The following is a 21,506-nucleotide window of genomic DNA, read 5'->3' as shown; positions in this document are numbered from 1 at the left end:
TTTCAGCGTAGTTCCAATTCAGACACGCCGCCACCGCCATGCTCCGGGCGGGCCATGCGCCATGCCACTACCCGCGGATCCTGCTCGGCAAATTCGCGTACCAGTTCGGCAAGGACGCCGTTGCCCTTGCCATGCAGTACTTCCACCTGACTGCGTCCAGCCGCTACCGCAGCATCGAGATGGCGTAACAAGGCCGCTTCGGCAACATCACGCCGCTGACCGCGGAGATCAAGGCGCCAGGGATGCTCCTCCGGCGCAACATACTGGCTACGCCCCTGTTCTTTCGGCAGGGCAAGTTTTTCGTCCGGCTGGAACTGCTGGAGAGGAATCCACAACTGCTTGCCGCGCAGATCAACCTGAAGACGTTGCCCGCCTGCGTCCAGACGCTGTACCTCCACCACCTGCCGCAGCGGCAGGAACAGACCACGGGTTCCCGGAGTTGGCAGCGCCTGCGCTTCCGTGGATGGCGAAGCAAGCTGCTGGTCAAGTCGATCAAGAGTATCCGTTGCCGCCTGGGTATCGCGCCCTTGCTTGAGCCCGGCAATGGCTGCGCGCACCTGCGAGCGCGCTTCGGCAAGCATTTTTTGCCATTCCTGACGCGCCTCGTCTTCCGCGCGTAGACGCAGGGCCGCTGCCTTTTCTACCTCTCTGTGCAATTGCGCACGCAAACGATCCTGCTCCTCGGCTGCCGCCTGCGCCCGGGCTGTCTGCTCTTCAGCGGCGCGCAGCAGGGCGTCACGACGGTCCTCCCAGCTTTCCCAATGTTCCTGTTCGCCAGCGTGAATAGCGTCCGCCAGGGCCATGACCTGATCTGGCAGACCGATCTTGCGTGCGATCAGCAGGCCCTGACTCGCACCGGCGCGCCCTAATTGCAGGCGATAGGTCGGCCGCAGCTGCTCGATGTCAAAACCCATGCCAGCCAAGAGCACTCCGTCCTCGCGCAAGGCATAGCGCTTGAGCACCGCCATATGACTGGTGAGAATGGTGACCACGCCGCGGTCGCGCAGACTGGCGGCCACGGCTTGTGCCAACGCCGCACCCTCGCGCGGGTCGGTACCATTACCCAGTTCGTCCAGGAGTATCAGGCTGTTCGAGGTCGCCTGCGCAAGAATGTCGCGCACCTGCCGCATCTGCCCGGAAAAACTGGAGAGATCGGCCTGCAGGTCCTGGGCATCGCCAATAACGGCATAGAGCGAGGAAAAATATCCCAGCTCGCCCTCCGCCGGGATGGGCAAGCCGAGATAGCCTGCCAGATGCACTAGCCCGACTGCCTTGAGCAAGGCACTCTTGCCGCCGGTATTGGGCCCAGTAATCAGAAGCTGCTTGGCTTCGCTACCCAGCGCGAGATCGTTGGCCACGACCGCGCTGCCGTGCCGCAGGACCAGTAGGGGATGGCGCAGAGCGCGCAAACCAAAGGACGGCGAGTCACGCAGCAGCGGGATCGTTCCGTCCCAGGCCGCACCGAGCTCTAGCCCGGCGCGGACCGCCTCCAGGCGGCCCATGCGTTGGAGAGTGAGCTGCAGCCGCTCCGCCTCGCTCCCCAGCAGGGTGGTGAGGGAGCGCAGGATACGCTCCTCTTCCTGACGCTGTGCCGCCTCTAATTCGACCAGCAGATTATTCTGCTCTACCACCGCCAGCGGTTCGATGAAGAGCGTCTCACCGCTCGCCGAGCGGTCGTGCACAATGCCGCGCAAACGTCCCTTGAAGTTGGCCTTGACCGGTAAAAGAAAACGTCCGCCGCGTTGCACTACATGCGGATCCTGCCAGATGTCCCGCCGCTCCCGTTCCTGCAGCAATCCCTTCAGCTGCTGTTGCACCTGCGCGCGCTGTATCCGCAGCTGTTGACGAAGGCGTGCAAGTTCCGGGCTGGCGGTATCCAGCAACACGCCGTCCACATCGAGTCCATCCTGGAGCCGGCCGAGAAGAACGCCATTCGGCGCCAGGAGTTCCGCGTCGCTACTCAGAATATCCTCTGCAGCCGTCAGAAAACGGGCATACTCCGCCGCCAGTTCGAGGACCCGGCGCACCCGCACCAGTTCCATCCCGGTCAGGACAGCGGCGGGGCGACTGGCGAGCAGGACAAGATCTGCGATATCCGGAAGTTCCACGGTCGGCATACTCGGACCATCGGCAAGCCGCCGCTGTAAGGCCGCGCTGCGCTCCAGGCGTAGGCGGATTTCTTGCGCAGAGACCGCCGGGTCCAGCCTCGAGACATGGCGCCTGGCATATACATGGGCGCACCGGTCGAGCCAGTGCTGGCGGAAGAGGGGTAACTCCAGGGCGCTCTGCGCTGCCAGCCGCAGCGCGTCGGGACTCCCGGGCGCAGCGATCCCCGACTCCATATTCAGGCGCTGAGCTGTGCCTTGACCTTTTCGGAAAGGACCGCCATATCAACGCGGCCCTGTACCTGTGGGCGCAAGATACCTAGTACTTTGCCCATGTCGCGCGGCCCTTGGGCAGCGCTCTCGGTGACCGCGGCGTGGATCAGCGCATCGATTTCTGCATCACTGAGGGCTGCGGGCAGGTAAGGTTGCAAAAAGACAATCTCGGCCTCTTCCTTCTCTGCCAGTTCGGGACGGCCGCCTTCCCGAAACTGCCGTGCAGACTCCTTGCGCTGCTTGATCAGTTTTTCAAGCACCGTCAGGACATCAACGTCAGTCTGTTCTCGACGCTCATCGACTTCCCGTTGTTTGATAGCGGCAAGCAGCATACGGATGGTCCCGAGGCGCTCCGTATCTCGGGCGCGCATCGCCGCCTTCATGTCTTCCTGAATCTGCTCGCGCAGGGACATCAGTACATCCGCACCAAACGCATCTGCTGCCGCCGCATCCGCTTGAGAGACCGCTTGCGCGCTGCCGCGGCCTTGCGCTTGCGCTCTTCGGTGGGCTTTTCGTAAAACTCACGACGACGAACTTCCGTCAGCACACCGGCTTTCTCGCAAGAGCGCTTGAATCGGCGCAGGGCGACTTCGAAGGGTTCATTTTCTTTGACGCGAATGGTTGGCATGAAAAGCTGGTCCTCTCCAAAAAAGGTCTGGTCTAGAGGCGCAGAAGGATACCCGCTCGCAGATGATGAGTCAAAACATAGCCGCAGGTTCATTGCCATCATCCAAAGCGCAACATCATAATTGTTACAGACGCAACAGTTTCTTGACATGAGTACGCCAGAGGTTCCTAATACACTATGAAAGAAACTTAGTCGAATTAGGATATTAGCTGACAATGCTGAACTCGGTTCTGCAGGATCGGTAACCATCTCGGAGATTGTATGCCAAAGACCCATAGCGCGAAGAAAACTGCATCGAAGTTTGCCACGGAGATACCGGATCTGCCCCAGGCAGCGGCGCCGGAAATCCCGGTGGACACCATCGCCGAGTCCGGCCCATTTCTCAGTGCGCAGCAGGAGGCCAGCCTGATTCAGCGGCTGCACCAAGGCGATGACAGCGCCCGAGCATCGCTCATCGCCGCGCACATGCCGCTGGTCCGCTCCATTGCCCGCAGCTACCGGAACAAGGGTCTCAGCCAAGAGGACCTTTTTCAGGAGGGCTATATGGGTCTGATGCGGGCCGCTGAACGCTATCGGGAGGGCCTCGGCACGCGTTTTTCCAGTTATGCTACCTGGTGGATTCGCGAAGCCATGCAACGGGCACTGATTCGCTCGCGCTTCATTCGCCTGCCCGATTATCTCGCAAAATCCCTGCATGCCCATACACAGAGAGAAGACGAAAGCGCTTTAAGCAGCAGCGATGAAATTCGGCAAAAACGCGTGGAGGCCCTGGGCGTGCGCGAGAGTACCGTGCGCGCCCTGGAATTTGCCGATATCCGGGTTTCCTCTCTCGACGAGGAAACGCAGGAGGGTTTCCACCGGATCGATCAGATCATGGGGGTGATGGCCTCCCCCTGCCAGGAATACGACCGCGAATCCTGCGCGCGGGCCCTTCGCGGATTTTTGTCGGAGCTCAATGCCAAGCAGCGCGAGGTGATGATCTATCGCTTTGGCCTGCACGGTGACAGCCCGATGACCCTGGAAGCAGTGGCCGAACGCCTTGGCGTCAGCCGCGAAGCGGTGCGCCAGTTGCAGGTCCGCGCTCTCGGGAAGTTGCGGCAATTGCTCGTAGATAGCGGCTGGGAAGACGAGAGGCCCTAACCAACGCTCTGCTGCATTTCCGCCAGCAGCTTCCGTAGCGCTTGCCCGCGATGACTGTGGGTTTGTTTTTCCTCCAAAGATAATTGCGCCGCGCTGCGCCCCGCTACACCACGGGGCAGAAAGATTGGGTCATAGCCAAAGCCGCCCTCCCCTTGCATCTTGGCGGCAATCTCTCCCTGCCAGATGCCGCGAGCAAACAACGGATCGGGATCCTCTGGGCCACGCAACAACACCATCACGCACAAAAAATACGCATCGCGCTGCTTGGCGCTCAGGTCTTGCATGCGTTGCAGTAGCAATTCGTTATTCTCCCGATCGGAGGCGCTATCGCCAGCGAAGCGGGCAGAGCGTACTCCGGGCGCTCCATCCAGCGCCGGAACACAGAGCCCTGAATCCTCGGCCAGCACCCAGTGATCGCAGTATTGGGCAGCGTGCCGTGCCTTGAGCAAGGAATTTTCCAGGAAGGTCGATGCTGTTTCTTCCGGACTCTCGATCTGCAACTGCGCCAGGTCGAGCAGGCGCAAACCGAGGGCCGCGAAGGCCGGCTCTAGCTCCCGCCGTTTGCCGGCATTGCGGGACGCCAGTACTAGCGTGCCGGTACCGGCCAAGCGGGAAACACCTGTTGCTGGAAGGTAATAATTTCGTCAATTCCCTTGCGTCCGAGAAGCAACATGTCCGCCATTTGCCCTGCAGAAAACGGGTCTCCCTCGGCGGTACCCTGCAATTCGACAAAGTGTCCGGTATCGGTCATGACCAGATTCAGATCGACCTCGGCCGAGCTGTCTTCCGCATAGTCGAGATCAAGCACGGCGTCTCCCGCCACGATACCTACGGATACTGCGGCTACCCAATGACGCCAGGGATTGGTGATCAGGACGCCGCGCTGCAAGAGACCGTCGATGGCCTCGGCCAAGGCAAGGCAGGCGCCCGTGATGCTGGCAGTGCGGGTACCACCATCGGCCTGCAGGACGTCACAGTCCAGCCAGATCGTGCGCTCCCCCAGGGCCTTGAGGTCGATCGCTGCGCGCAGACTACGGCCAATGAGTCGCTGAATTTCATGAGTGCGCCCGCCAATCTTGCCCTTGGCGGCCTCTCGGGAAATGCGGGTATGTGTCGCCCGCGGGAGCATGCTGTATTCCGCGGTAATCCAGCCTTGGCCGGAACCCCGCAGAAACGGTGCGGTTTTCTCTTCGACGGTCGCCGTACACAAGACACGAGTATCGCCAAAACCAATCAGTACGGAACCCTCGGCATGCTTGGTGTAACCTCTTTCAGCATGCAGTGGGCGTAATTCATCACCGGCGCGACCAGAATGACGCATAGCTTCCCCCTCAAAAATGGTAAACCAGATTGACCGCGGTCAGCGTATTAAAAACCTTGTAGCCGACGGGCACTTGGGTATTGTAAGTCGCCAGAAAAGAAAAGCGCATGCCCAGAGCACCCACCAGGGGAGTATTCAGCCCTAGAAGTGACTGGTAGGTGTTGGCACCCCCATCCACCAGCACCGCCTCGACGTTTTCGGTCAAAAGCGCACCCTTACTGATCTGCCAGCGATACTTGGCAGCAAGCTGGGCGCTGGGATTGATGACGGCAGCATAGCCGATGCGATGCGACTCCCGGGCACCCACACCGGCCTGCAGAGCCAGCCGCATGTTCTCGTCTGGATATAGATAATGACCGATACCGGCAAATTCATCGACGCGGTAAAAATAGCCGTCGAAATGGTTACGCACGTAATCCAGCGTGCCATATGCGTAGGTATTTTTTCGCCAGCGGTATTTGGTGCTGTTGCCCACGGCCAGACGATCGGCAGAAACCACGCCACTATTGCGGGCGTAATTGTAGGCGAAGGAAGTATCGTTGGACCACGACCCCCGCACCCAATTCAGGGCATCTTCCGTATTAATGCTGAGAGCCTGGCTGGTACCGGTACTGTTGCTAAACCCCAAGCCGACACTGCCACTGAACCCCTGCGCCTGCGATGCTGATGCTGCCCAAGCCAACACCGGAGTACTCAAGACCGATATCGTTAGAGCCGACAGCACAATTTTTCGCAAGATTCCCTCCACCTGGCCAAATACCGAAAGAACCCTTGCATGTTTGGCGCAAGATACCAAAAGAACCTTGTTTTGGCGCTCCCAAGGGGGTTCGAACCCCTGTTACCGACGTGAGAGGCCGGTGTCCTAGGCCACTAGACGATGGGAGCGATGGCCTCAAATTCAAGAGGCGCAAAAGATACACCATCTCCGAGACCCTGTGCAAGCGACCCACAGGACTGAATGAAGTTCATACAGTAGGCAAAGTGCTAGCGCGTAGGATAGAATACGCGGCTATTCGTGGCGTAGCCCATTATAGAATCAGGAGCCCTTGTCTATGACCTACGTGGTTACCGAGTCGTGCATCAAATGTAAATACACGGATTGTGTGGACGTATGTCCCGTGGATTGTTTTCGCGAAGGACCCAATTTCCTGGTCATCGACCCTGATGAGTGCATTGACTGTACGCTCTGTGAGCCAGAGTGTCCGGCAGCAGCCATCTTTCGCGACGATGATTTGCCCGAGGGCCAGGAGGAATTCATTGCCATCAACGCCCGCTTGGCGAAGGTCTGGCCGGCCATCATCCAAAAGAAGGATGCCCCCGCCGATGCCGACGAATGGGCACAAGTGCAAGACAAACGGGCCCTGCTCGAAGAGTGAAAGGTCAGCGGCGGAGTTGGCTGCGCTCCGCCAATTTCCGGCGGTTTTTGCAGCTTTTCCAGCCCTATCGCGGTTCCATCGCCACTGCGCTGTTTTTCATGACCCTCTCGGGCCTCGCCAGTGGCGCAAGCGCCTATGTCGTCAAACCCATACTCGACCACATCTTCATCGACCGCCAGGCAGCGATGTTGCTGTGGCTGCCGCTACTGGTCATCGCCATCTATGCCATCAAGGGGTTTTCTGACTACTCCGGTGGGGTGATCCTGGCGCGCATGGAAGAAAACATCCTGCGCCAGCTGCGCGAGCAGCTCTACGCCCACACCCTCCGCCTGCCCTTGCCGGCCCTGCTGCAACAGAGCCAGGGCAGCACCCTGTCACGCATGAGTCTGGATCTGACCCTGCTGCAGCAGAGCCTTTCCGTACTCGCCCGTTTTTTCCTCTCCGGCGTGCAGATCCTCGCCCTGATCGGCGTTGCTTTTTATATGAGCTGGTCGCTGGCGTTGATCAGCCTCGGCACCCTGCCCCTGGCCTTCTATCCATTGATTCGCTTCGGGCAGAGTCTGCGGCGCCGCGGGCATGAACAGCAGGAGCAGATGGGCGATATCCTGGGTCAGTTTGCCGAGAGCCTGCGCGGGGTGGAGGTCATCAAGAGCCAAGGAACCGAAGACTTCGAGGCGCGGCGCTTTGCGGGACTGGCGCAGATCTATTACCAACTGATGATGCGCATCGTCCGTATCCAAAAAGCCAGCACGCCGGTGATGGAGCTGATTGCCGCCCTCGGCATTGCCGTTACCATCTATCTCGGCGGTCATCAGGTGGTGAGCGGGGCAATGACAACGGGCGCTTTCTTTGCCTTTCTTACCGCCTTGGCCATGGTCTACGAGCCTCTGCGTCAGCTCTCCTCCGCCAACAATCAGTTGCAGCAGGGACTATCCGCCGCGGACCGCCTGTTTCACTGGCTGGACCAGGAAGCCGAGATGGCAAGCGCCACGGAGGAAGTCTCGCAGACAAGTGCCGGGTCCTGGCGCTGCGGCGGTCTACGCCTGCGCTATGCCGGTGAAACGGTGCTGCAGGACCTCGACATCGCGATCTCTGCTGGCAGTTTTACCGCCATTGCGGGCGCCAGTGGCAGTGGCAAAACCAGTCTGCTGCGGGTCATCTTGGGACTGCTGCCGGCCGATGCCGGAGAGATCTGGATTGGCGAGCGGTCTGCCCACGAATTTTCCCTGCGTAGCTATCGCCAGCATTTTGCCTATGTGGCGCAAGAGCCCTTGCTGTTTTCCGGCACGGTGTTGGAGAATATCGCCTATGCCGATCCCAAGCCGGACCGTAAGCGGGCGGAAGATGCCGCACGCGCCGCGCATTGCTGGGAGTTTTTGCAGGACGCAGGCGGCCTGGATGCGGCGGTGCACGGACATGGCAGCAACTTCTCCGGCGGCCAGCGCCAGCGTTTGGTAATTGCCCGCGCCCTTTACCAGCGACGGCCCTTTCTGGTGCTCGATGAAGCGACCAGTGCCCTTGATAACGAGAGCGAACAACGCATCCTGGACACCCTGGCGAACTTGCGCGGCAGGATAACCATCATCGTCGCGGCGCATCGGGAGGCCAGCCTGACTCTGGCAGACCAGGTCATTCGCCTGGAGCGCGGGCGCATTCTCTCCGGCGCCAGCGCGGTATCTTGTGCAGCCAGTACCTGAGCTCCTCCTCACCGGCGGCGTCGGGATGACGGCCATAGCGCTGCCGGAGAATTGCCGCATACAGTTTACCGCCCTCGGCTTCTGCCAGGGGCAACTGTTGCAACCAGGCCGTCTCCTGCCCCGGACGGACATCACGCAACCCCCTGCGTTGCAGCAGGCGAACCACTCGCCGCCGGTAGCGCGCAGCGGAATCGCTCTCCAGGCTGCGCGTGCGTCGCCACCACCAAAACAGCCCGGCGAACAGCGGCAGCGATAGATACCAGAGCCAGGAGGCAGACCATCGCTGATGCAGGTCCAGTGCCGCTGAGTGGCGCTCCTGTGTCGCTCCCTGCAGCATACTACCGGCAGCCAGCCAAGCCTCACGCTGTTTGGCGGGACTGAAGTTGATCACCCAGTTCAGCCACTCCCATTGCAGCCAGCTCCAGAGCTGTCCGGTAGTCGATAATCGACCCCCGGCCGCGGCAATGCCGTCTCCCCTTGTCTTTCTCACGCTGGCGGCAGGTGTGGCATCGAGCAAGACCCACTCGCCATGCAACCAAGCCTGTACCCAGGCATGCGCCATACTTTGCCGCACCACCCAAAAATCGCCATATGCGTCATACTGCCCGCCATGGTACCCAACCACCACTCGGGCGGGCACGCCATCCAGACGCAGCAACGTGGCGAGACCTGCCGCATAATATTCACAGAAGCCGGTATGGCTGTGCAGAAGAAAGTCGGCCAGGCTTTGCCCCTGGGGATAGGCCGCCGGGGCCTGCAGGCTATAATGGAAAGAAGGACCGCGCAGCCAAGCCATAACCCTTTGCGTTGTTTGTTCCGGTGTATCGCCGCGCAGGTGTTTGGCCAGGCGCAGGATCTGCGGATCGATCCGGGCAGGGACTTGCATGGCTGCCTGCCGTTGCGCTGGGGAAATACAGTGGTCGGATCTGGCCGACCAAGCATCGTAGCGCAAGGCGCCATCCTGCGCACTTTGCAAGCGGATACCGGAGGCGTTTTGCCGTAGCGGCAGAGGACTGGCGAAACGCAGTGGATTGCTCAGGGCAAAGAGGTAGTCATGACGACCGGAGCTGAGGAGGATCTTCTGCTGCCACACGGCTTGCCCGGTGTTCCGGCAGTCCATGCCGAGCGCGGGACCGGGCTGCCAGCGGACTCCACCATCATCCTGCCAGAGAATTGCCCCCATCCAATACATCTGCTCGGCGGGCAATGACGGCCCCTGGATCTGGGCGCGAAAGGCGACGGCAGGATCAAGTTGCAGTGACTGGATATGCGCCGGATCGAGGCTGGGCGAGAAGCCGCTGGCTACAGCCCCGATGCCGCCTCCCCAATGCCACAGCGGTGTAGGTGTGCGCGGCAGCAAGAAAAAGAACAGCCCCATGATCGGCAAGAGAAGAAGCAGAAACAGGACGGAAAAGAGCAGAAGGCGGAGCAGATCGGCGCTCGCCACCGCTCTTCCCTCTTCCCGTCGGGCATCGAGAAACCCCTGCCAGAGTAGCGCCAACAGCAACAGAAACAGTTCGAGCAGGAAATAGATCCCCAGGGCGAGGTCCACCCGGACCCAGGCAGCGAGCCCCATACCCAACAACAGCAGTGCAGCAATCTGAAAGAGGTCGCGGGTACCCCGTAGTTCCAGGGTCTTGACGGCAAGGAGCACATAGAGGGCCGCAGCACCCATTTCCAGCCAGTTCCCCCAACCCGCAGTAAAAATTGCCAGCAAGAGGAGAGCGATGGTGATCAGAAAACGCGTGCCACCCTTCAATGCGGCAAACGGCAACGCGCCGCCCCGCAGAAACACCCAGAGTTCGGCCAACAACCAGAGTAGAGTCGGCCATTGCCAAGCAAGATGCTCCAGGGCGAGAAAGAGGATCGCGCCGATCATGAAGAGCAAGGTAGGGATGAGAGTTGGCATCTTCATTGCCAAAACCGCCAGCGCCGCGGTTTCTTTGAGATGATGGGCAAGATCGGGAACGGCGCGAGCCGTGCCAGTGCCCACAATGCCTCTCGGTAGCCACTAGGGCCACGTCCCTGCCAAGTTCCGGACGGCAGCAGAAGACGCCAGCGCATACCTTGCGACTGTGCGCTTTCTAGCCCGGCACGCAGCGCGGAAAGGCGCTGTTCATGATCGCGATCTTGCAGTTCTGGCGCATGATAATCGAAGACCACTACGCTGCCCTCTTCTTCCTCACGCTGCAGGACCGGCAAAGCCGGCGGCAGGAGAAAACCGCCCCGCCAATCACTGCGCCGCCAATAGACGCGGTTGAGGCTCTCGTTGGGCAAACGCGGGCGCAGGGCAATCACCTCCCCGCTTCCCTGCCACCGCTCGTGCTGCGCGCGGGTTTCCGTATCTCGGTCTGACCGCACCGAGGCGTGGCTGTCCGCGGCGGCGGGGGCGACCCAGGGGGCATCGGCATCGGGAAGATCGATCTGCTGGCCACGCCAGACGAAGGCAAACGGAAACGAGGACCCAAGTAAGAGCTGCGGCAGGATGAGCGGCCCACGCTGCTCTGGACACCAAGTCAGGATTAGCTCGCTGCTACCGCGCCCAGGCAGCCTGGCGATTTGCCCGTGCGCCGGGGGCAGACGCAGCTCCAGTAACCAAACCGTCCAGGGATGCGGATTGGCGATTTGGAAGCGAAGCTGTCCAGCTTCACCCACCGTCAACAATTGTCCCGGAAGCAGGGAAACGTCCAGAGCGCGGAGATTCAGCAAGGCCGCAAGACCCGACAGAATCATCAGCGCCAGCATCATCGACACCAGTAGAAACAGCATGTTGTTGCCGGTATTCACGGCGGCAAAGCCTACTGCCAAGGTGAATGCCACAAAGAGTTTGCCAGCGCGGGAGAGTTTTACCTCCCGCCGTTTTACCCGCCCAAACCCAAGCATTGTTTCAACAGTCCTGCCAGCTGGACACGCGGTTCGCCAGGATCGCGCCAGCGCAGACGGTGTCCCAATACCGCAGGGGCTACAGCAGGGAGATCTTCCGGCGCGACGAAGTCCCGCTGCTGCAAAAAGGCCCACCCCCGCAGCGCTGCCTGCAAAGCCAAGAGCCCACGGGGGGAAACGCCAAAACGCAGGCTGCTTTCCCGGCGGCTATACTCGGCGAGGTCGAGCAACATAGCGCGAATCTCGGGGCTCAGGAAGACTTGTCGTGCGCTTCTTTGCCAGTCCAGCAAGGTCGCCTCCGTTGCCAGGATTGGCACTGCCTCTGGCGCAAGGGCTGCTCCCTGCAGTAGACGTTCTTCCGCCATCCGACTTGGGTACCCAAGAGAGAGAGACAACAAAAAACGATCCAACTGGTTTTCTGGCAAGGGAAATACCCCATCGAACTCTTGCGGGTTCTGGGTAGCAATGACGAAAAATGGGTTGGGCAAGGGATGACTCGCCCCTTCCAGGGAGACTTGTCCCTCGGCCATAGCCTCCATGAGGGCCGACTGCGCCCGCGGTGGGGCGCGATTGATCTCGTCGATGAGCAATAGAGAGTGAAAAATGGGGCCGCGGCGAAAGACGAAGGCCTGCTGCGCGGGGTCGTAGAAACTGCCACCCAAGATGTCACCCGGCAGCGTATCTGCCGTCATCTGCAGGCGTGCAAAGGCAAGATTCAGCGAACGTGCGAGCCCTAAGGCCAAGGTGGTTTTACCCAGTCCGGGCAAGTCTTCTAGAAGCACATGTCCGCCCGCAATCAGGGCAGTAAGCACCAGACGGATCTGGGGTTCTTTGTCGAGAACGATCTGTGCGAGCTGCCGCAGCAGCGCAGCAGGGCTCGTTTCCGTCACTCCGCGACCTGCAGGCGCCGGGCCGCCAGGGTTTCGTCGACGCGCCGCACCGGCAGATCATGCGGTGCGTTACGCAGGCGCTCGGGTTCTTCCAGCGCCTCCCGACGAATCTGCGCCATCACTTCCAGGAAGCGATCCAGACTTGCCTTGCTTTCGGTTTCCGTGGGTTCGATGAGCAGGCATTCCGGTACCAACTGAGGGAAGTAGATGGTCGGCGCGTGGATACCAAAATCGAGCAGACGCTTGGCGACATCCAGGGCCCGCACCGCACTGGCCTTGTGCAGGTCCTGTACGGAAATGATGAACTCATGCGTAGCGCGCCGCTCGGCAAACGCCACGGTATAGCCCTGGCGCCGCAAGCCGTGCATCAGATAATTGGCATTGAGGGCCGCATAGGCAGAGACCCGTTGCAGACCGGTGTGTCCCAGGCGCCGGACATAGGCATGGGCGCGCAGGAGTACGCCGATGTTGCCAGCATAGGCACTGAGCTGACCAATACTCTCCGGGCGCTCCGCATGGCTCTCCCAGCGATAAGAGCCGGCTTCGCCTACGACCCGGGGTACTGGCAGATAGGGTGCCAGACGTGACGCCGCCGCCACCGCCCCGGAACCGGGTCCACCACCGCCATGGGGGGTAGCGAAGGTCTTGTGCAGATTCAGGTGCATCACGTCAAAGCCCATCTCGCCGGGCTTCACCCGGCCCAGGATGGCGTTGAGATTGGCACCATCGTAATAGAGCAGGGCACCGGCGCCATGGACCAGGGCAGCGACTTCCTGAATCTGGCGCTCGAAAACACCGAGTGTGGACGGGTTGGTCAGCATGATCCCGGCAACCTCTGGGCCCAGGGCCGCGCGCAAGGCATCGAGGTCGAGATCTCCATTAGGCAGATTGGGTAATTCCGTGACCGCAAAGCCGGCCATGCGGGCACTGGCGGGATTGGTGCCATGCGCCGCCTGGGGAATGAGAATGCGCTGCCGCTGGGTATCGCCGCGCGCCTGATGATAGGCGCGGATCATCGCCACCCCGGCAAGCTCCCCCTGGGCACCAGCGGCAGGGCTCAGACTCACCGCCGCCATGCCGGTCAGCTCCGCTAACCAGCCCTGTAACTCTGCCAGACTACGCAGCAACCCTTGGGCAGCCACCGCCGGGGTCGCCGGATGCAGGCGGGAAAAACCGGGCAGCGTCGCCACTTCGTGGGCAATGCGCGGGTTGTACTTCATGGTGCAGGAGCCCAAGGGATAAAAATTGGTATCGATGGAGAAATTTTTTTGACTGAGACGGGTGTAATGGCGCAAGACCTCGAGCTCGGAGGGATTAGGGAGAGGGAGATCATCACGCAGCAGATGCGCGGGAATCGCCAGCTCCAGCTCCACCGGCGTTCCTTCGTGTTGGCAAGCAAAAATCGTTTCTTCCATCACGCCTCTCCCAGTACGCCAGCGAGCGCGCTTGCGTAGCCGTCCAGATCCTCGTCTCGCTCAATTCCGTGCAGGCCACCAGCAAATCGTGGGGATCGTCCGCCGGATTCAACTCGATCAGCGGCACCCCCGCAAGAAAACCATGGGCAAGCAGGCCATCGCGGACGCTTGGCGCTGGCCGGGGCAGGCGCAACACGAACTCGTTGAACACCGGCCCGGCATGGGGAAGTTCCACTCCAGGAAGCCTGGCTAGCAGGGCGCGCAGGCGCTGCGCCTGCTGATGCGCGCGCGCAGCCGCGGCGCGCAAGCCGTTGGCCCCCAGAGTGGCAAGATGAATGGTAGCCGCAGTCACCAGCAACCCCTGGTTGGTGCAGATGTTGCTCGTGGCTCCGGCACGCCGGATATGCTGCTCCCGGGCCTGCAGGGTCAGGCAGTAGGCGACCTGACCTGCTGCGTCGACGGTCTTGGCAACCAGGCGACCGGGCAGTTGCCGCACGTAGTCCCGCCGGCAGGTCAAAAAGCCAAAGTAGGGCCCACCGGCCGCCAGAGGCACGCCCAAGGGCTGTCCTTCACCCACGACGATATCGGCGCCCTGCTCGCCCCAGTCCCCAGGCGCCTTGAGTAGGGCCAGGGCCAGCGGGTTGACGACGGCAATGCGCAGCAGGTTGTGGGACTCCGCCCAGTGCGCCAGCGCATCGACCTCTTCCAGTACACCAAAACGGTTGATCTGCGGCAGAATCAGCGCCGCCGCCTCGGGAAAATCCTCTCCGGGCAGCAGCAGGCGACCGCTTTGCGGATCCTGTGGCAGACTGCGCAGACGAATCCCCTGCATCGGCAGCAGCGCATCCAGCACCCGCCGCCAGTGTGGCAACAACCCCTCGGGGATAAGGATTTCCCGCGCCGCCGGACGCAAGCGCAGGGCCATGAGGCAGGCCTCGGCCAGGGCCGAGGCGCCGTCGTAGAGGGAGGCGTTGCTGATCTCCATCCCCGTGAGCCGGGTCATGAAGCTCTGGAATTCGTAGAGAAGCTGCAAGGTACCTTGGCTGGCCTCGGCTTGGTACGGGGTATAGGCCGAATAGAACTCCCCGCGTCGGGCGATCTCCCAGACGATGGCGGGGATATGGTGTGCATAGGCACCAGCGCCCGCAAAACAGCGCAGCGGAGCCTGTTCGGCCGCGCGTTCTTCCATCTCCCGGCGGAGCCTCGCCTCACCGCACCCTTCGGGCAGTGCGGAAACATCGCTCTGTAAAGCCTGCGGGATTTCGTCAAAGAGATCTTCGAGGCGAGCGACGCCGATCGCCTCCAGCATCGCCGCCGTTTCGGCGCTGTCGTGGGGAATGTACGGCATATTTATTCGCCGATGCTGTTCTGATATGCCGCGGCGTCGAGGAGCTGCGCAAAGTCCTTTTCGTCAGCCTGAATCTCAAAGATCCAGCCTTTGTCATAGGGGTCTTCATTCAGCCACTGGGGGTTATCTGTCAGCTCCGCATTGCTAGCCACCACCTCACCAGACAGGGGGCTGTACAGATCGGAGGCAGCCTTGACCGATTCGATCACCCCACAGGCGGCTTCGGCCTGCACCGCCTGCCCCGTCTGCGGCAATTCAACAAAGACGACATCGCCCAATAGCTCCTGGGCATGATCGGTGATGCCGACGCGATACCGTCCCGGGACGAGTTGGGCGACCCATTCGTGGGTGGTACTGTAGCGAAGCTGCGCGGGAACCTGACTCATTGCGGTAGACTCTCCTCTGCGGGATAAACGGCCTGGCCATGACGCCAGAAGGGGGGTTCAACGATGCGGGCCGGCACCTTGCGCTGCCGCACCTGCAAAAATACCGCGCTGTCTGGGCCGACATCGGCCCGTAGTCGCGCGAGGGCAATGCCCAAGCCCAGACTGGGGGCGAAGGAGCCGCTGGTGACCGTACCAATCGTCTCCCCGGCGGCGCTCAGCAGCTCGTAGCCGTGGCGTGGAATGGCGTCGCGCGGCAAGAGTAGGCCCCAGAGACGTTGTGCGGGTCCTTGTACGCGCTCGGATTCGATAGCCGAGCGGCCGATGAAGTCTCTTTTGGGATCGCGCAGGTCCACCGTCCAGCCGAGATGGCTGCGATCCGGGCTATCGGTCGTCGTCATGTCCTGGCCATAGAGGTTCAAGCCGGCCTCCAGACGCAGACTATCGCGTGCCGCCAAGCCAGAGGGTACTACCCCCCGCGCCAGCAAGGCATCGGCAATTGCTGCCAGGTGCCCGTGGCGAGCGAGGATCTCGATGCCATCCTCGCCCGTATAACCGGTACGAGCGATGAAGAGATCGGCCCGCGGCGCGACCGAACGGAAAGGCTTCAGCGCCGCAAGCTCGGGCAAGGCCAATGCCTCTGCGGCCCAGGCAACAGCCTTGGGCCCCTGACAGGCAAGGATGCCCCAGTCGTCGCGGCGCAAAAACTCGACGCCGCCCTCCTCTTCGGCCAAATCCTGCAGATAGGAGGCATCGGCGCGTGCCCCGGCGGCGTTGAGAACGATGCGATAACGGTCCCCCCCTAGAAAATAGACGATCAGATCATCCAGGATGCCGCCATCTTCCTGCAACATGCAGGTATAGAGGGCACGACCGGGCTCGGCGTCGAGACGCGCGATGTCGTTGGCCAGGGCGCGACGAAGCAGAGAGCGAGCGGCCGGTCCCTGCAGGTCGAGAGGACGCATGTGCGAAACATCGAAGAGCCCCGCGGCCTGCCGCACGGCCTCGTGCTCGCGCAACTGCGAGCCATAGTGCAGGGGCATCTCCCAACCGGCAAAGGGAGACATCCGCGCCCCATGTGCCTGATGCCAGGAATACAGCGCCGTGCGCTCCAGGGCTTCACTCATGGCTGCCTCCCGCGCGCCTGCTGTGCCATTTCCACGAGAAGTCGACGCCAGCCCTGCGGCCCCTGAACCCTTTGGGGGAAAGACAGGCGCAGGCGTTGGCTGCCCGCCTGTAGGTCTGCACCCTCGGCATCGAGGGCCAAAAGGCGTACGGGCTCTGCCGCTTCTGCGCCACCGAAGTGGCGCCAATAGTCGCGCAGATTTTCGCGGTGATCGGCATTCATGTGCGCCACCGCTCCCGCCTCCGCTAGCTCCAGCTCGCGTAGGTCGTCGGCAAGACGGATGTCCTCCTCTTGCCAACCCATGCTGCCAAAACCGGCAATCCAGCGAATACGCTGGATGTCGAGACGGTAAAAATGGAAATCCGGCATATCCCGATAGCCATCCGCGCCCGGTAACAGGCAGAGCAGGCGTCCCTCCAGAGCGGGATCGGGATGCACGCGATGAATCTCTCCCTGCACAGCCATCCGCGGCAGCTCCATGAGATCATCGCCGGGCTCCCAAACCAGGAAGGATGCACGCGGATCTTTGTGCAGATATTGCTGATGCACCGCCAGGTTGGAAAACAGGAAATGCGGGCTGCCGTAGTGATCGCAGGCGTAGTGCACCACTGCCGTATAAGGACTGCCATCCGGCGCCAGGACGGCAATGGCGCCTTGGTAGTGACTGCGCAGAAAGTCCCGTAACGAATGGGTGCCGGCGTCCATCTTCAATCGCGGAAGTTATTGAATTGCAGAGGAATCCCAAAATCTTCGGCGCGCAACGCGGCAATAGCAGCCTGCAGGTCATCGCGGCTCTTGCCGCTGACCCGCAGCTGATCGCCCTGCATGCTGCCCTGCACCTTGTAGCGGCCATCCTTCAGCAGCTTCCCCATTTTCTTTCCCAGTTCGGCATTGATGCCAGCCTTCAGGGTACAGACCTGACGCTGCATACCGCCAGCGGCATCGCTCACCTTGCCGATTTCCAGGGCCTTGAGGTCGACCCCACGCTTGACCAAACGCTGGGAAAGCAGATCGAGCATCTGCCCCAACTTGTATTCGTCTTCTGCCAGCAGGATCAGCTCATGCTCCTTGCGCTCGATGCTCGCCTTGCTGCCCTTGAAATCGTAGCGATTGCCGATTTCCTTGCTGGTCGTGTGCAAGGCATTGTCCACTTCCTGCAGATCGATTTCGGAAACCACGTCAAAACTGGGCAAGATCAACACTCCTCTAGGACATCGGGATGGACATGGCCGTGCTGCGTCCCCGCCCGACAACCGGGGCAGTCGGTGACCCAGCGCGCGCCGGCCGGGGTAATCTCCTTTTTCCAGAACGGCGCCGAGGTCTTGAGCACGTCAATGAGATAGCGACAGGCATCAAAGGCGGCGGCACGGTGCAGGGACCAGACGGCGACCAGAACGATGGGGTCCTGCGGCGCCAGACGCCCGTAGCGATGGATGATGAGACTGTCGAGGATGTCATAGCGCCGCTGCGCCTCCTGCGCCACCCGCTCCAGTTCGCGCTCGGTCATGCCGGGATAATGCTCGATTTCCATCGCCAGGATGTCGGCGGCATCGCTGTAGTCGCGGACGGTACCCAGAAAGCTCACTACCGCGCCCGCCGTCGGCTGGGCATGGGCGAGCAGCTCGGCACCCAGATGGAAGGCCTCCTGCTGCACCCGTACCGTCATCTCATCCTCCGGTAACCGGTGGGAAAAAGGCGATTTCATCGCCATCCGCCACCGGCTCGGTGAAAGGCACGTGCACCTGATTGCGGGCCGCGAGCAGATGCTGTCCGGCCAGAGATACGCCGGTAATGCCTTCCACCTGCGCCAGGACCTCAGCGACAGTGCTGCCCGCTTGCAGCTCCAGATCGACGTTGGCCCGCCCCAAGCGCTCGCGCACGCTGGCAAAAAACTTGACGGAAATCATCTCGGCGAGCACCCTTTGCAATCCATTTGATGATGGTAGACGTTGGCCCCTGGCCTTGCAAGACGGACCCTCGCATGCTCCTTGCCTATCTTCTTTTTCTCGCGGAAAGCGCCACCGTCGTCGTGGCGAGCCTCATCTTCCTCTCCTGGTCGCCCTTCGGGCGCAAGCGCGACAAGGGCGCCACCCTGCAGATCACCGATCTCGGGCAACGCTACGAGGAACGGGCCACCCAACTTCTCCGCCAGCGCCTACCTAAGAAAGAGGCCAAGGCCATCCTCAAGCAACGCAAAAAGGCCCGCCAGGGGCGCGCCAAGCAAGAGACGCAAGGCTGCCTCTATGTACTTGACTTCAAAGGCGATCTCCGCGCCTCGGCAGTGGAGACCCTGCGTCAGGAGATTGACGTGATCCTCGCCGCCCGACAGGAGGGTGATCGCGTTTGCGTACGTCTGGAAAGCGGTGGCGGGATGGTGAACAGCTATGGCTTGGCGGCCGCGCAACTGCTACGCCTGCGCGAGGCCGGACTGGAGTTGAACATGCTGGTCGACACCGTCGCCGCCAGTGGCGGCTACATGATGGCCGCCGTTGCCCAGCGCATCGTTGCCAGCCCTTTTGCCCTGGTCGGCTCGATTGGCGTCATCGCGCAGGTACCCAATTTTCATCGCTGGCTCAAGGAACATAACGTCGATTTTGAGCAGTTCACCGCTGGCAAGTACAAACGCACCATCACCCTCTTTGGTGAGAACAGCGAGGAAGGTCGGGAAAAGCTACGCGAGGAACTCGGCGAGATTCACGAGCAGTTTCGAGAACTCATCGGTCGCTATCGCCCACAACTCGACCTGGAGAAAGTCGCCACCGGCGAGGCCTGGCTGGGAGAACGGGCGCTGGAACTGGGGCTGGTCGATGAACTGGCCACCAGCGATGCCTGGATCCAGCGCGCAGCGGAAACGCAGAAAGTGCTGCTGCTCGGTTTTGCGGCGCGCCCCAGTCTAGCGCAACGGCTGGGTCTGAAGGCGCAGCAGATCTGGGACGGCATCTGGACGCCGCCCCTACCCTGAGCGGCTGCGCCAGAGGGCAAAGGCAAAAACCAGCCAGGACAGAATCATCGCCATGCCGCCGATGGGGGCCAGAAAGGCCCAGCTCTGACCGACCAGAGAGACCAGATAGAGGCCGCCACTGAAGAACAATACTCCAAGCAGGAGCAGGATTCCTGCCCAGGTCCAGCTTGCTCGCGGTCCCCACTGCGCTATGGACAAGCCCAGCAGGATCAGGCCAATCCCCTGGAAAAACTGGAAGCGATTGGCAATGTCATAGATTCGCAACGCGTGTTGGCTGACATCGCCAGCCACCAAATGGTCACCTGCTGCCGCCAGAACCACCGCCAGAGAACAGAGTACTGCCCCCAGGGCCGCCCACGTTGAGCCATGCTTTTGTTTCCGCTCCTTTTGCTGCATTCGATGTCTCCTAATCCGCGCATAAACAGGCGCAATAATACCGCGCTCAGCGACCATGCTATTCTAACGGCATAGATAAACCGTAGAGGAGTGTCACCCATGCCTCATCGTATCGTCATTCTGGGCGGCTCTGGCTTCGTTGGCCGGCACCTGGCCGAACGACTGTGCCAACAAGGGCATCACGTTCGCGTACTGACCCGCAATCGCGAGCGTCATCGCGAGGACCTTCTGGTCTTGCCCGGGCTAGAGTTAGTGCAAGCAAATGTGCACGACCCCGTGGAACTCGAGCGTCAGCTGCAAGATCGCGACGTCGCCATCAACCTAGTGGGCATACTCCATGAGCGCCGGCCGGGGCGCAACGATCTGCCCCCGGAGCGCCATGGTGACTTTGAAAAAACCCATATCGAACTACCGCGGCTACTCGCCAACACCTGCGCCCGCCTGGGCGTGCAAAGGCTCTTGCATATGAGCGCGCTGGGCGCCAATCCGGTAGCGCCGAGCGCCTACTTGCGCTCAAAAGGAATTGGCGAGGAGATCGTGCGTCAGGCCGGGGAAAACAGCGCCGCGCTGGGGCATTTCACCTACCTCAACGGCCCGAAACTGGTCTGGGGGCGCGGACTGCACGTTACCAGTTTCCGGCCTTCGGTGATCTTTGGTGACGGAGACAGCTTTTTCAATCAGTTTGCCAAGCTGCTGCGCTCCGTCCCGTTGTTCATCCCCCTCGCCAAAGCCAACGCAAAACTGCAGCCGGTCTGGGTTGAGGATGTGGTCAGCGCCTTCGTCCAGGCCATCGATGAGCCAAAAACCTTTGGCAAATCTTTCGATCTCTGTGGCCCGAAGGTCTACACCCTGGCGGAGCTCCTGCGCTACACCCAGAGCCTGATTAGCAAACACCAGGCCATCGTTCCCCTGTGTGATCTGCTCGCCACGCTGCAGGCCAGCATCTTCGAAAAACTGCCAGGCAAGATCATCACCCGCGACAATCTCCTCTCCCTGTCCGTGGATAACGTCTGTCAGCACAACGATCTGCTACATGCCTTTGGCATCGAGGCGATGGCATTGGAGAGCGTGGTACCGGAGTACATTGGTGGGGGACGCGCGGCCCAGTTTTCCGCCGCCCGGCAACGGCGCCCCGGGCAGGGCAAGAGCGCCTGACAGGCGCCTGCTCAGTGGGTGCTGGGTAGGGGTAACTCGCGCAGCAGGCGCTCGCGGGTTACCTCGTCCAGTTCCAGTAGTACCGCATCCAAGCCCGCATGGGCACGGGCATCGCCCTGCAAGGCTGCCAGGCGAAAGAGCTCATAGGCATATTCCAGGCTGCGTTCGACGCCCTGCCCCTGATAAAAAAGTAAACCCAGATTGAACTGTGCCGGAGCATCCCCTTGATCGGCGGCGGCACCATACCAGCGCGCCGCCTCGAGAAGATCCTGGGGAACTCCTTGGCCATTGGCATACCGCACGCCCATGTTGAACTGGGCGACGGGGTCACCCTCCTGCGCCATTTTGCGCAACGCCTCCAGCTCGTCGCGCAAACCCGCCATTGCCATCAAATCAACATGATTATCT

24 protein-coding genes and 1 tRNA gene are annotated in these 21,506 nt (G+C 61.4%); 5 read left to right on the top strand and 20 right to left on the bottom strand.

The genetic code is table 11. The features are described 5' to 3' along the window. Positions 1-2: 2 nt before the first annotated feature. Genes AC2VNM_RS08725 through rpsU form a run of 3 tightly spaced genes read right to left on the bottom strand, consistent with a single transcriptional unit; the run spans position 3 to position 3,006 of the window. On the bottom strand, positions 3-2,342 hold the full coding sequence (locus AC2VNM_RS08725; RefSeq protein ID WP_483165851.1) for an endonuclease MutS2: 2,340 nt from the start codon (positions 2,340-2,342) through the stop codon (positions 3-5). A 2-nt stretch (positions 2,343-2,344) separates the two neighbouring features. Beyond that, positions 2,345-2,791 carry a GatB/YqeY domain-containing protein gene (locus AC2VNM_RS08720; RefSeq protein WP_483165852.1) on the bottom strand — a complete coding sequence of 149 codons (447 nt, stop codon included), beginning with the start codon at positions 2,789-2,791 and terminating at the stop codon, positions 2,345-2,347. Then, positions 2,791-3,006, bottom strand: a complete 216-nt coding sequence (gene rpsU / locus AC2VNM_RS08715) for a 30S ribosomal protein S21 (protein ID WP_215871904.1) — start codon at positions 3,004-3,006, stop codon at positions 2,791-2,793. Before rpsU ends, AC2VNM_RS08720 begins: the two co-directional genes overlap by 1 nt. A 261-nt stretch (positions 3,007-3,267) precedes the next feature. Here rpsU and AC2VNM_RS08710 point away from each other — a divergent pair, with 261 nt between their 5' ends. Further along, positions 3,268-4,146, top strand: a complete 879-nt coding sequence (locus tag AC2VNM_RS08710; RefSeq protein WP_483165853.1) for a sigma-70 family RNA polymerase sigma factor — start codon at positions 3,268-3,270, stop codon at positions 4,144-4,146. Here the strand turns inward: AC2VNM_RS08710 and rdgB are convergent. From rdgB to AC2VNM_RS08690, 4 genes are all read right to left on the bottom strand, one after another. Further along, a complete protein-coding gene (gene rdgB, locus AC2VNM_RS08705; protein WP_483165854.1) occupies positions 4,143-4,754 on the bottom strand; it encodes an RdgB/HAM1 family non-canonical purine NTP pyrophosphatase in 612 nt (203 codons plus the stop codon). The genes AC2VNM_RS08710 and rdgB overlap by 4 nt on opposite strands. Next, positions 4,733-5,467 carry a ribonuclease PH gene (gene rph, locus AC2VNM_RS08700; protein WP_483165855.1) on the bottom strand — a complete coding sequence of 245 codons (735 nt, stop codon included), beginning with the start codon at positions 5,465-5,467 and terminating at the stop codon, positions 4,733-4,735. The genes rdgB and rph overlap by 22 nt, the downstream gene beginning before the upstream one ends. A 10-nt stretch (positions 5,468-5,477) precedes the next feature. Next, the gene (locus tag AC2VNM_RS08695; protein ID WP_483165856.1) at positions 5,478-6,203 is read right to left on the bottom strand and encodes a DUF481 domain-containing protein; all 726 of its coding nucleotides are present in this window, start codon (positions 6,201-6,203) and stop codon (positions 5,478-5,480) included. 73 nt (positions 6,204-6,276) lie between these two features. Then, a tRNA-Glu gene (locus AC2VNM_RS08690) sits at positions 6,277-6,352 on the bottom strand. A 167-nt stretch (positions 6,353-6,519) separates the two neighbouring features. Here AC2VNM_RS08690 and fdxA point away from each other — a divergent pair. Then, a complete protein-coding gene (fdxA, locus tag AC2VNM_RS08685; RefSeq protein ID WP_255790192.1) occupies positions 6,520-6,843 on the top strand; it encodes a ferredoxin FdxA in 324 nt (107 codons plus the stop codon). Beyond that, the gene (locus AC2VNM_RS08680; protein ID WP_483165857.1) at positions 6,840-8,540 is read left to right on the top strand and encodes an ABC transporter ATP-binding protein; all 1,701 of its coding nucleotides are present in this window, start codon (positions 6,840-6,842) and stop codon (positions 8,538-8,540) included. The genes fdxA and AC2VNM_RS08680 overlap by 4 nt, the downstream gene beginning before the upstream one ends. Here the strand turns inward: AC2VNM_RS08680 and AC2VNM_RS08675 are convergent. Genes AC2VNM_RS08675 through AC2VNM_RS08625 form a run of 11 tightly spaced genes read right to left on the bottom strand, consistent with a single transcriptional unit; the run spans position 8,473 to position 18,492 of the window. Further along, a complete protein-coding gene (locus tag AC2VNM_RS08675; protein ID WP_483165858.1) occupies positions 8,473-10,533 on the bottom strand; it encodes a transglutaminase TgpA family protein in 2,061 nt (686 codons plus the stop codon). The genes AC2VNM_RS08680 and AC2VNM_RS08675 overlap by 68 nt on opposite strands. After that, positions 10,452-11,423, bottom strand: coding sequence for a hypothetical protein (locus tag AC2VNM_RS08670; RefSeq protein WP_483165859.1), 972 nt, complete (start codon positions 11,421-11,423; stop codon positions 10,452-10,454). Before AC2VNM_RS08670 ends, AC2VNM_RS08675 begins: the two co-directional genes overlap by 82 nt. Then, a complete protein-coding gene (locus tag AC2VNM_RS08665) occupies positions 11,402-12,313 on the bottom strand; it encodes an AAA family ATPase (RefSeq protein WP_483165860.1) in 912 nt (303 codons plus the stop codon). Before AC2VNM_RS08665 ends, AC2VNM_RS08670 begins: the two co-directional genes overlap by 22 nt. Next, positions 12,310-13,728 carry an aminomethyl-transferring glycine dehydrogenase subunit GcvPB gene (gene gcvPB, locus AC2VNM_RS08660; RefSeq protein WP_483165861.1) on the bottom strand — a complete coding sequence of 473 codons (1,419 nt, stop codon included), beginning with the start codon at positions 13,726-13,728 and terminating at the stop codon, positions 12,310-12,312. Before gcvPB ends, AC2VNM_RS08665 begins: the two co-directional genes overlap by 4 nt. Beyond that, positions 13,646-15,076: an aminomethyl-transferring glycine dehydrogenase subunit GcvPA gene (gene gcvPA, locus AC2VNM_RS08655; RefSeq protein WP_486913162.1), complete on the bottom strand. Its 1,431-nt coding sequence runs from the start codon at positions 15,074-15,076 to the stop codon at positions 13,646-13,648. The genes gcvPB and gcvPA overlap by 83 nt, the downstream gene beginning before the upstream one ends. Positions 15,077-15,078: 2 nt before the next feature. Next, positions 15,079-15,462 (bottom strand): glycine cleavage system protein GcvH, encoded by a 384-nt coding sequence (gene gcvH, locus AC2VNM_RS08650; RefSeq protein WP_483165863.1) that lies wholly within the window; start codon positions 15,460-15,462, stop codon positions 15,079-15,081. Next, the gene (gene gcvT / locus AC2VNM_RS08645) at positions 15,459-16,586 is read right to left on the bottom strand and encodes a glycine cleavage system aminomethyltransferase GcvT (protein ID WP_483165864.1); all 1,128 of its coding nucleotides are present in this window, start codon (positions 16,584-16,586) and stop codon (positions 15,459-15,461) included. The genes gcvH and gcvT overlap by 4 nt, the downstream gene beginning before the upstream one ends. Further along, positions 16,583-17,290, bottom strand: coding sequence for a HugZ family pyridoxamine 5'-phosphate oxidase (locus AC2VNM_RS08640; RefSeq protein ID WP_483165865.1), 708 nt, complete (start codon positions 17,288-17,290; stop codon positions 16,583-16,585). Before AC2VNM_RS08640 ends, gcvT begins: the two co-directional genes overlap by 4 nt. Before the next feature lie 2 nt (positions 17,291-17,292). Continuing rightward, entirely contained in the window at positions 17,293-17,778 is a 486-nt protein-coding gene (locus AC2VNM_RS08635; protein ID WP_483165866.1) for a YajQ family cyclic di-GMP-binding protein, read from the bottom strand. Between the two features lie 2 nt (positions 17,779-17,780). Continuing rightward, positions 17,781-18,251: a molybdenum cofactor biosynthesis protein MoaE gene (locus AC2VNM_RS08630; RefSeq protein WP_483165867.1), complete on the bottom strand. Its 471-nt coding sequence runs from the start codon at positions 18,249-18,251 to the stop codon at positions 17,781-17,783. 1 nt (position 18,252) lies between these two features. Continuing rightward, complete coding sequence (locus AC2VNM_RS08625; protein ID WP_483165868.1) at positions 18,253-18,492, bottom strand: MoaD/ThiS family protein; 240 nt, start codon at positions 18,490-18,492, stop codon at positions 18,253-18,255. 29 nt (positions 18,493-18,521) lie between these two features. Here AC2VNM_RS08625 and sohB point away from each other — a divergent pair, with 29 nt between their 5' ends. Further along, positions 18,522-19,547, top strand: a complete 1,026-nt coding sequence (sohB, locus tag AC2VNM_RS08620) for a protease SohB (protein ID WP_486913161.1) — start codon at positions 18,522-18,524, stop codon at positions 19,545-19,547. Here sohB and AC2VNM_RS08615 read toward each other — a convergent pair. Further along, positions 19,539-19,943, bottom strand: coding sequence for a DUF423 domain-containing protein (locus AC2VNM_RS08615; RefSeq protein ID WP_483165870.1), 405 nt, complete (start codon positions 19,941-19,943; stop codon positions 19,539-19,541). The two genes, sohB and AC2VNM_RS08615, sit on opposite strands and share 9 nt — an antisense overlap. 99 nt (positions 19,944-20,042) lie before the next feature. Between AC2VNM_RS08615 and AC2VNM_RS08610 the strand changes: the two genes are divergently transcribed. Further along, positions 20,043-21,098: a complex I NDUFA9 subunit family protein gene (locus tag AC2VNM_RS08610; RefSeq protein ID WP_483165871.1), complete on the top strand. Its 1,056-nt coding sequence runs from the start codon at positions 20,043-20,045 to the stop codon at positions 21,096-21,098. Positions 21,099-21,109: 11 nt separating this feature from the next. Here the strand turns inward: AC2VNM_RS08610 and AC2VNM_RS08605 are convergent, their stop codons facing one another. Then, complete coding sequence (locus AC2VNM_RS08605; protein WP_486913160.1) at positions 21,110-21,487, bottom strand: tetratricopeptide repeat protein; 378 nt, start codon at positions 21,485-21,487, stop codon at positions 21,110-21,112. Between the last annotated feature and the right edge of the window lie 19 nt (positions 21,488-21,506).

The organism is Acidithiobacillus sp. TH-A67, assembly GCF_057473545.1.
The sequence above is the reverse complement of the archived record's forward strand: the minus strand, read 5'-3'. Positions and strand labels throughout refer to the sequence as shown.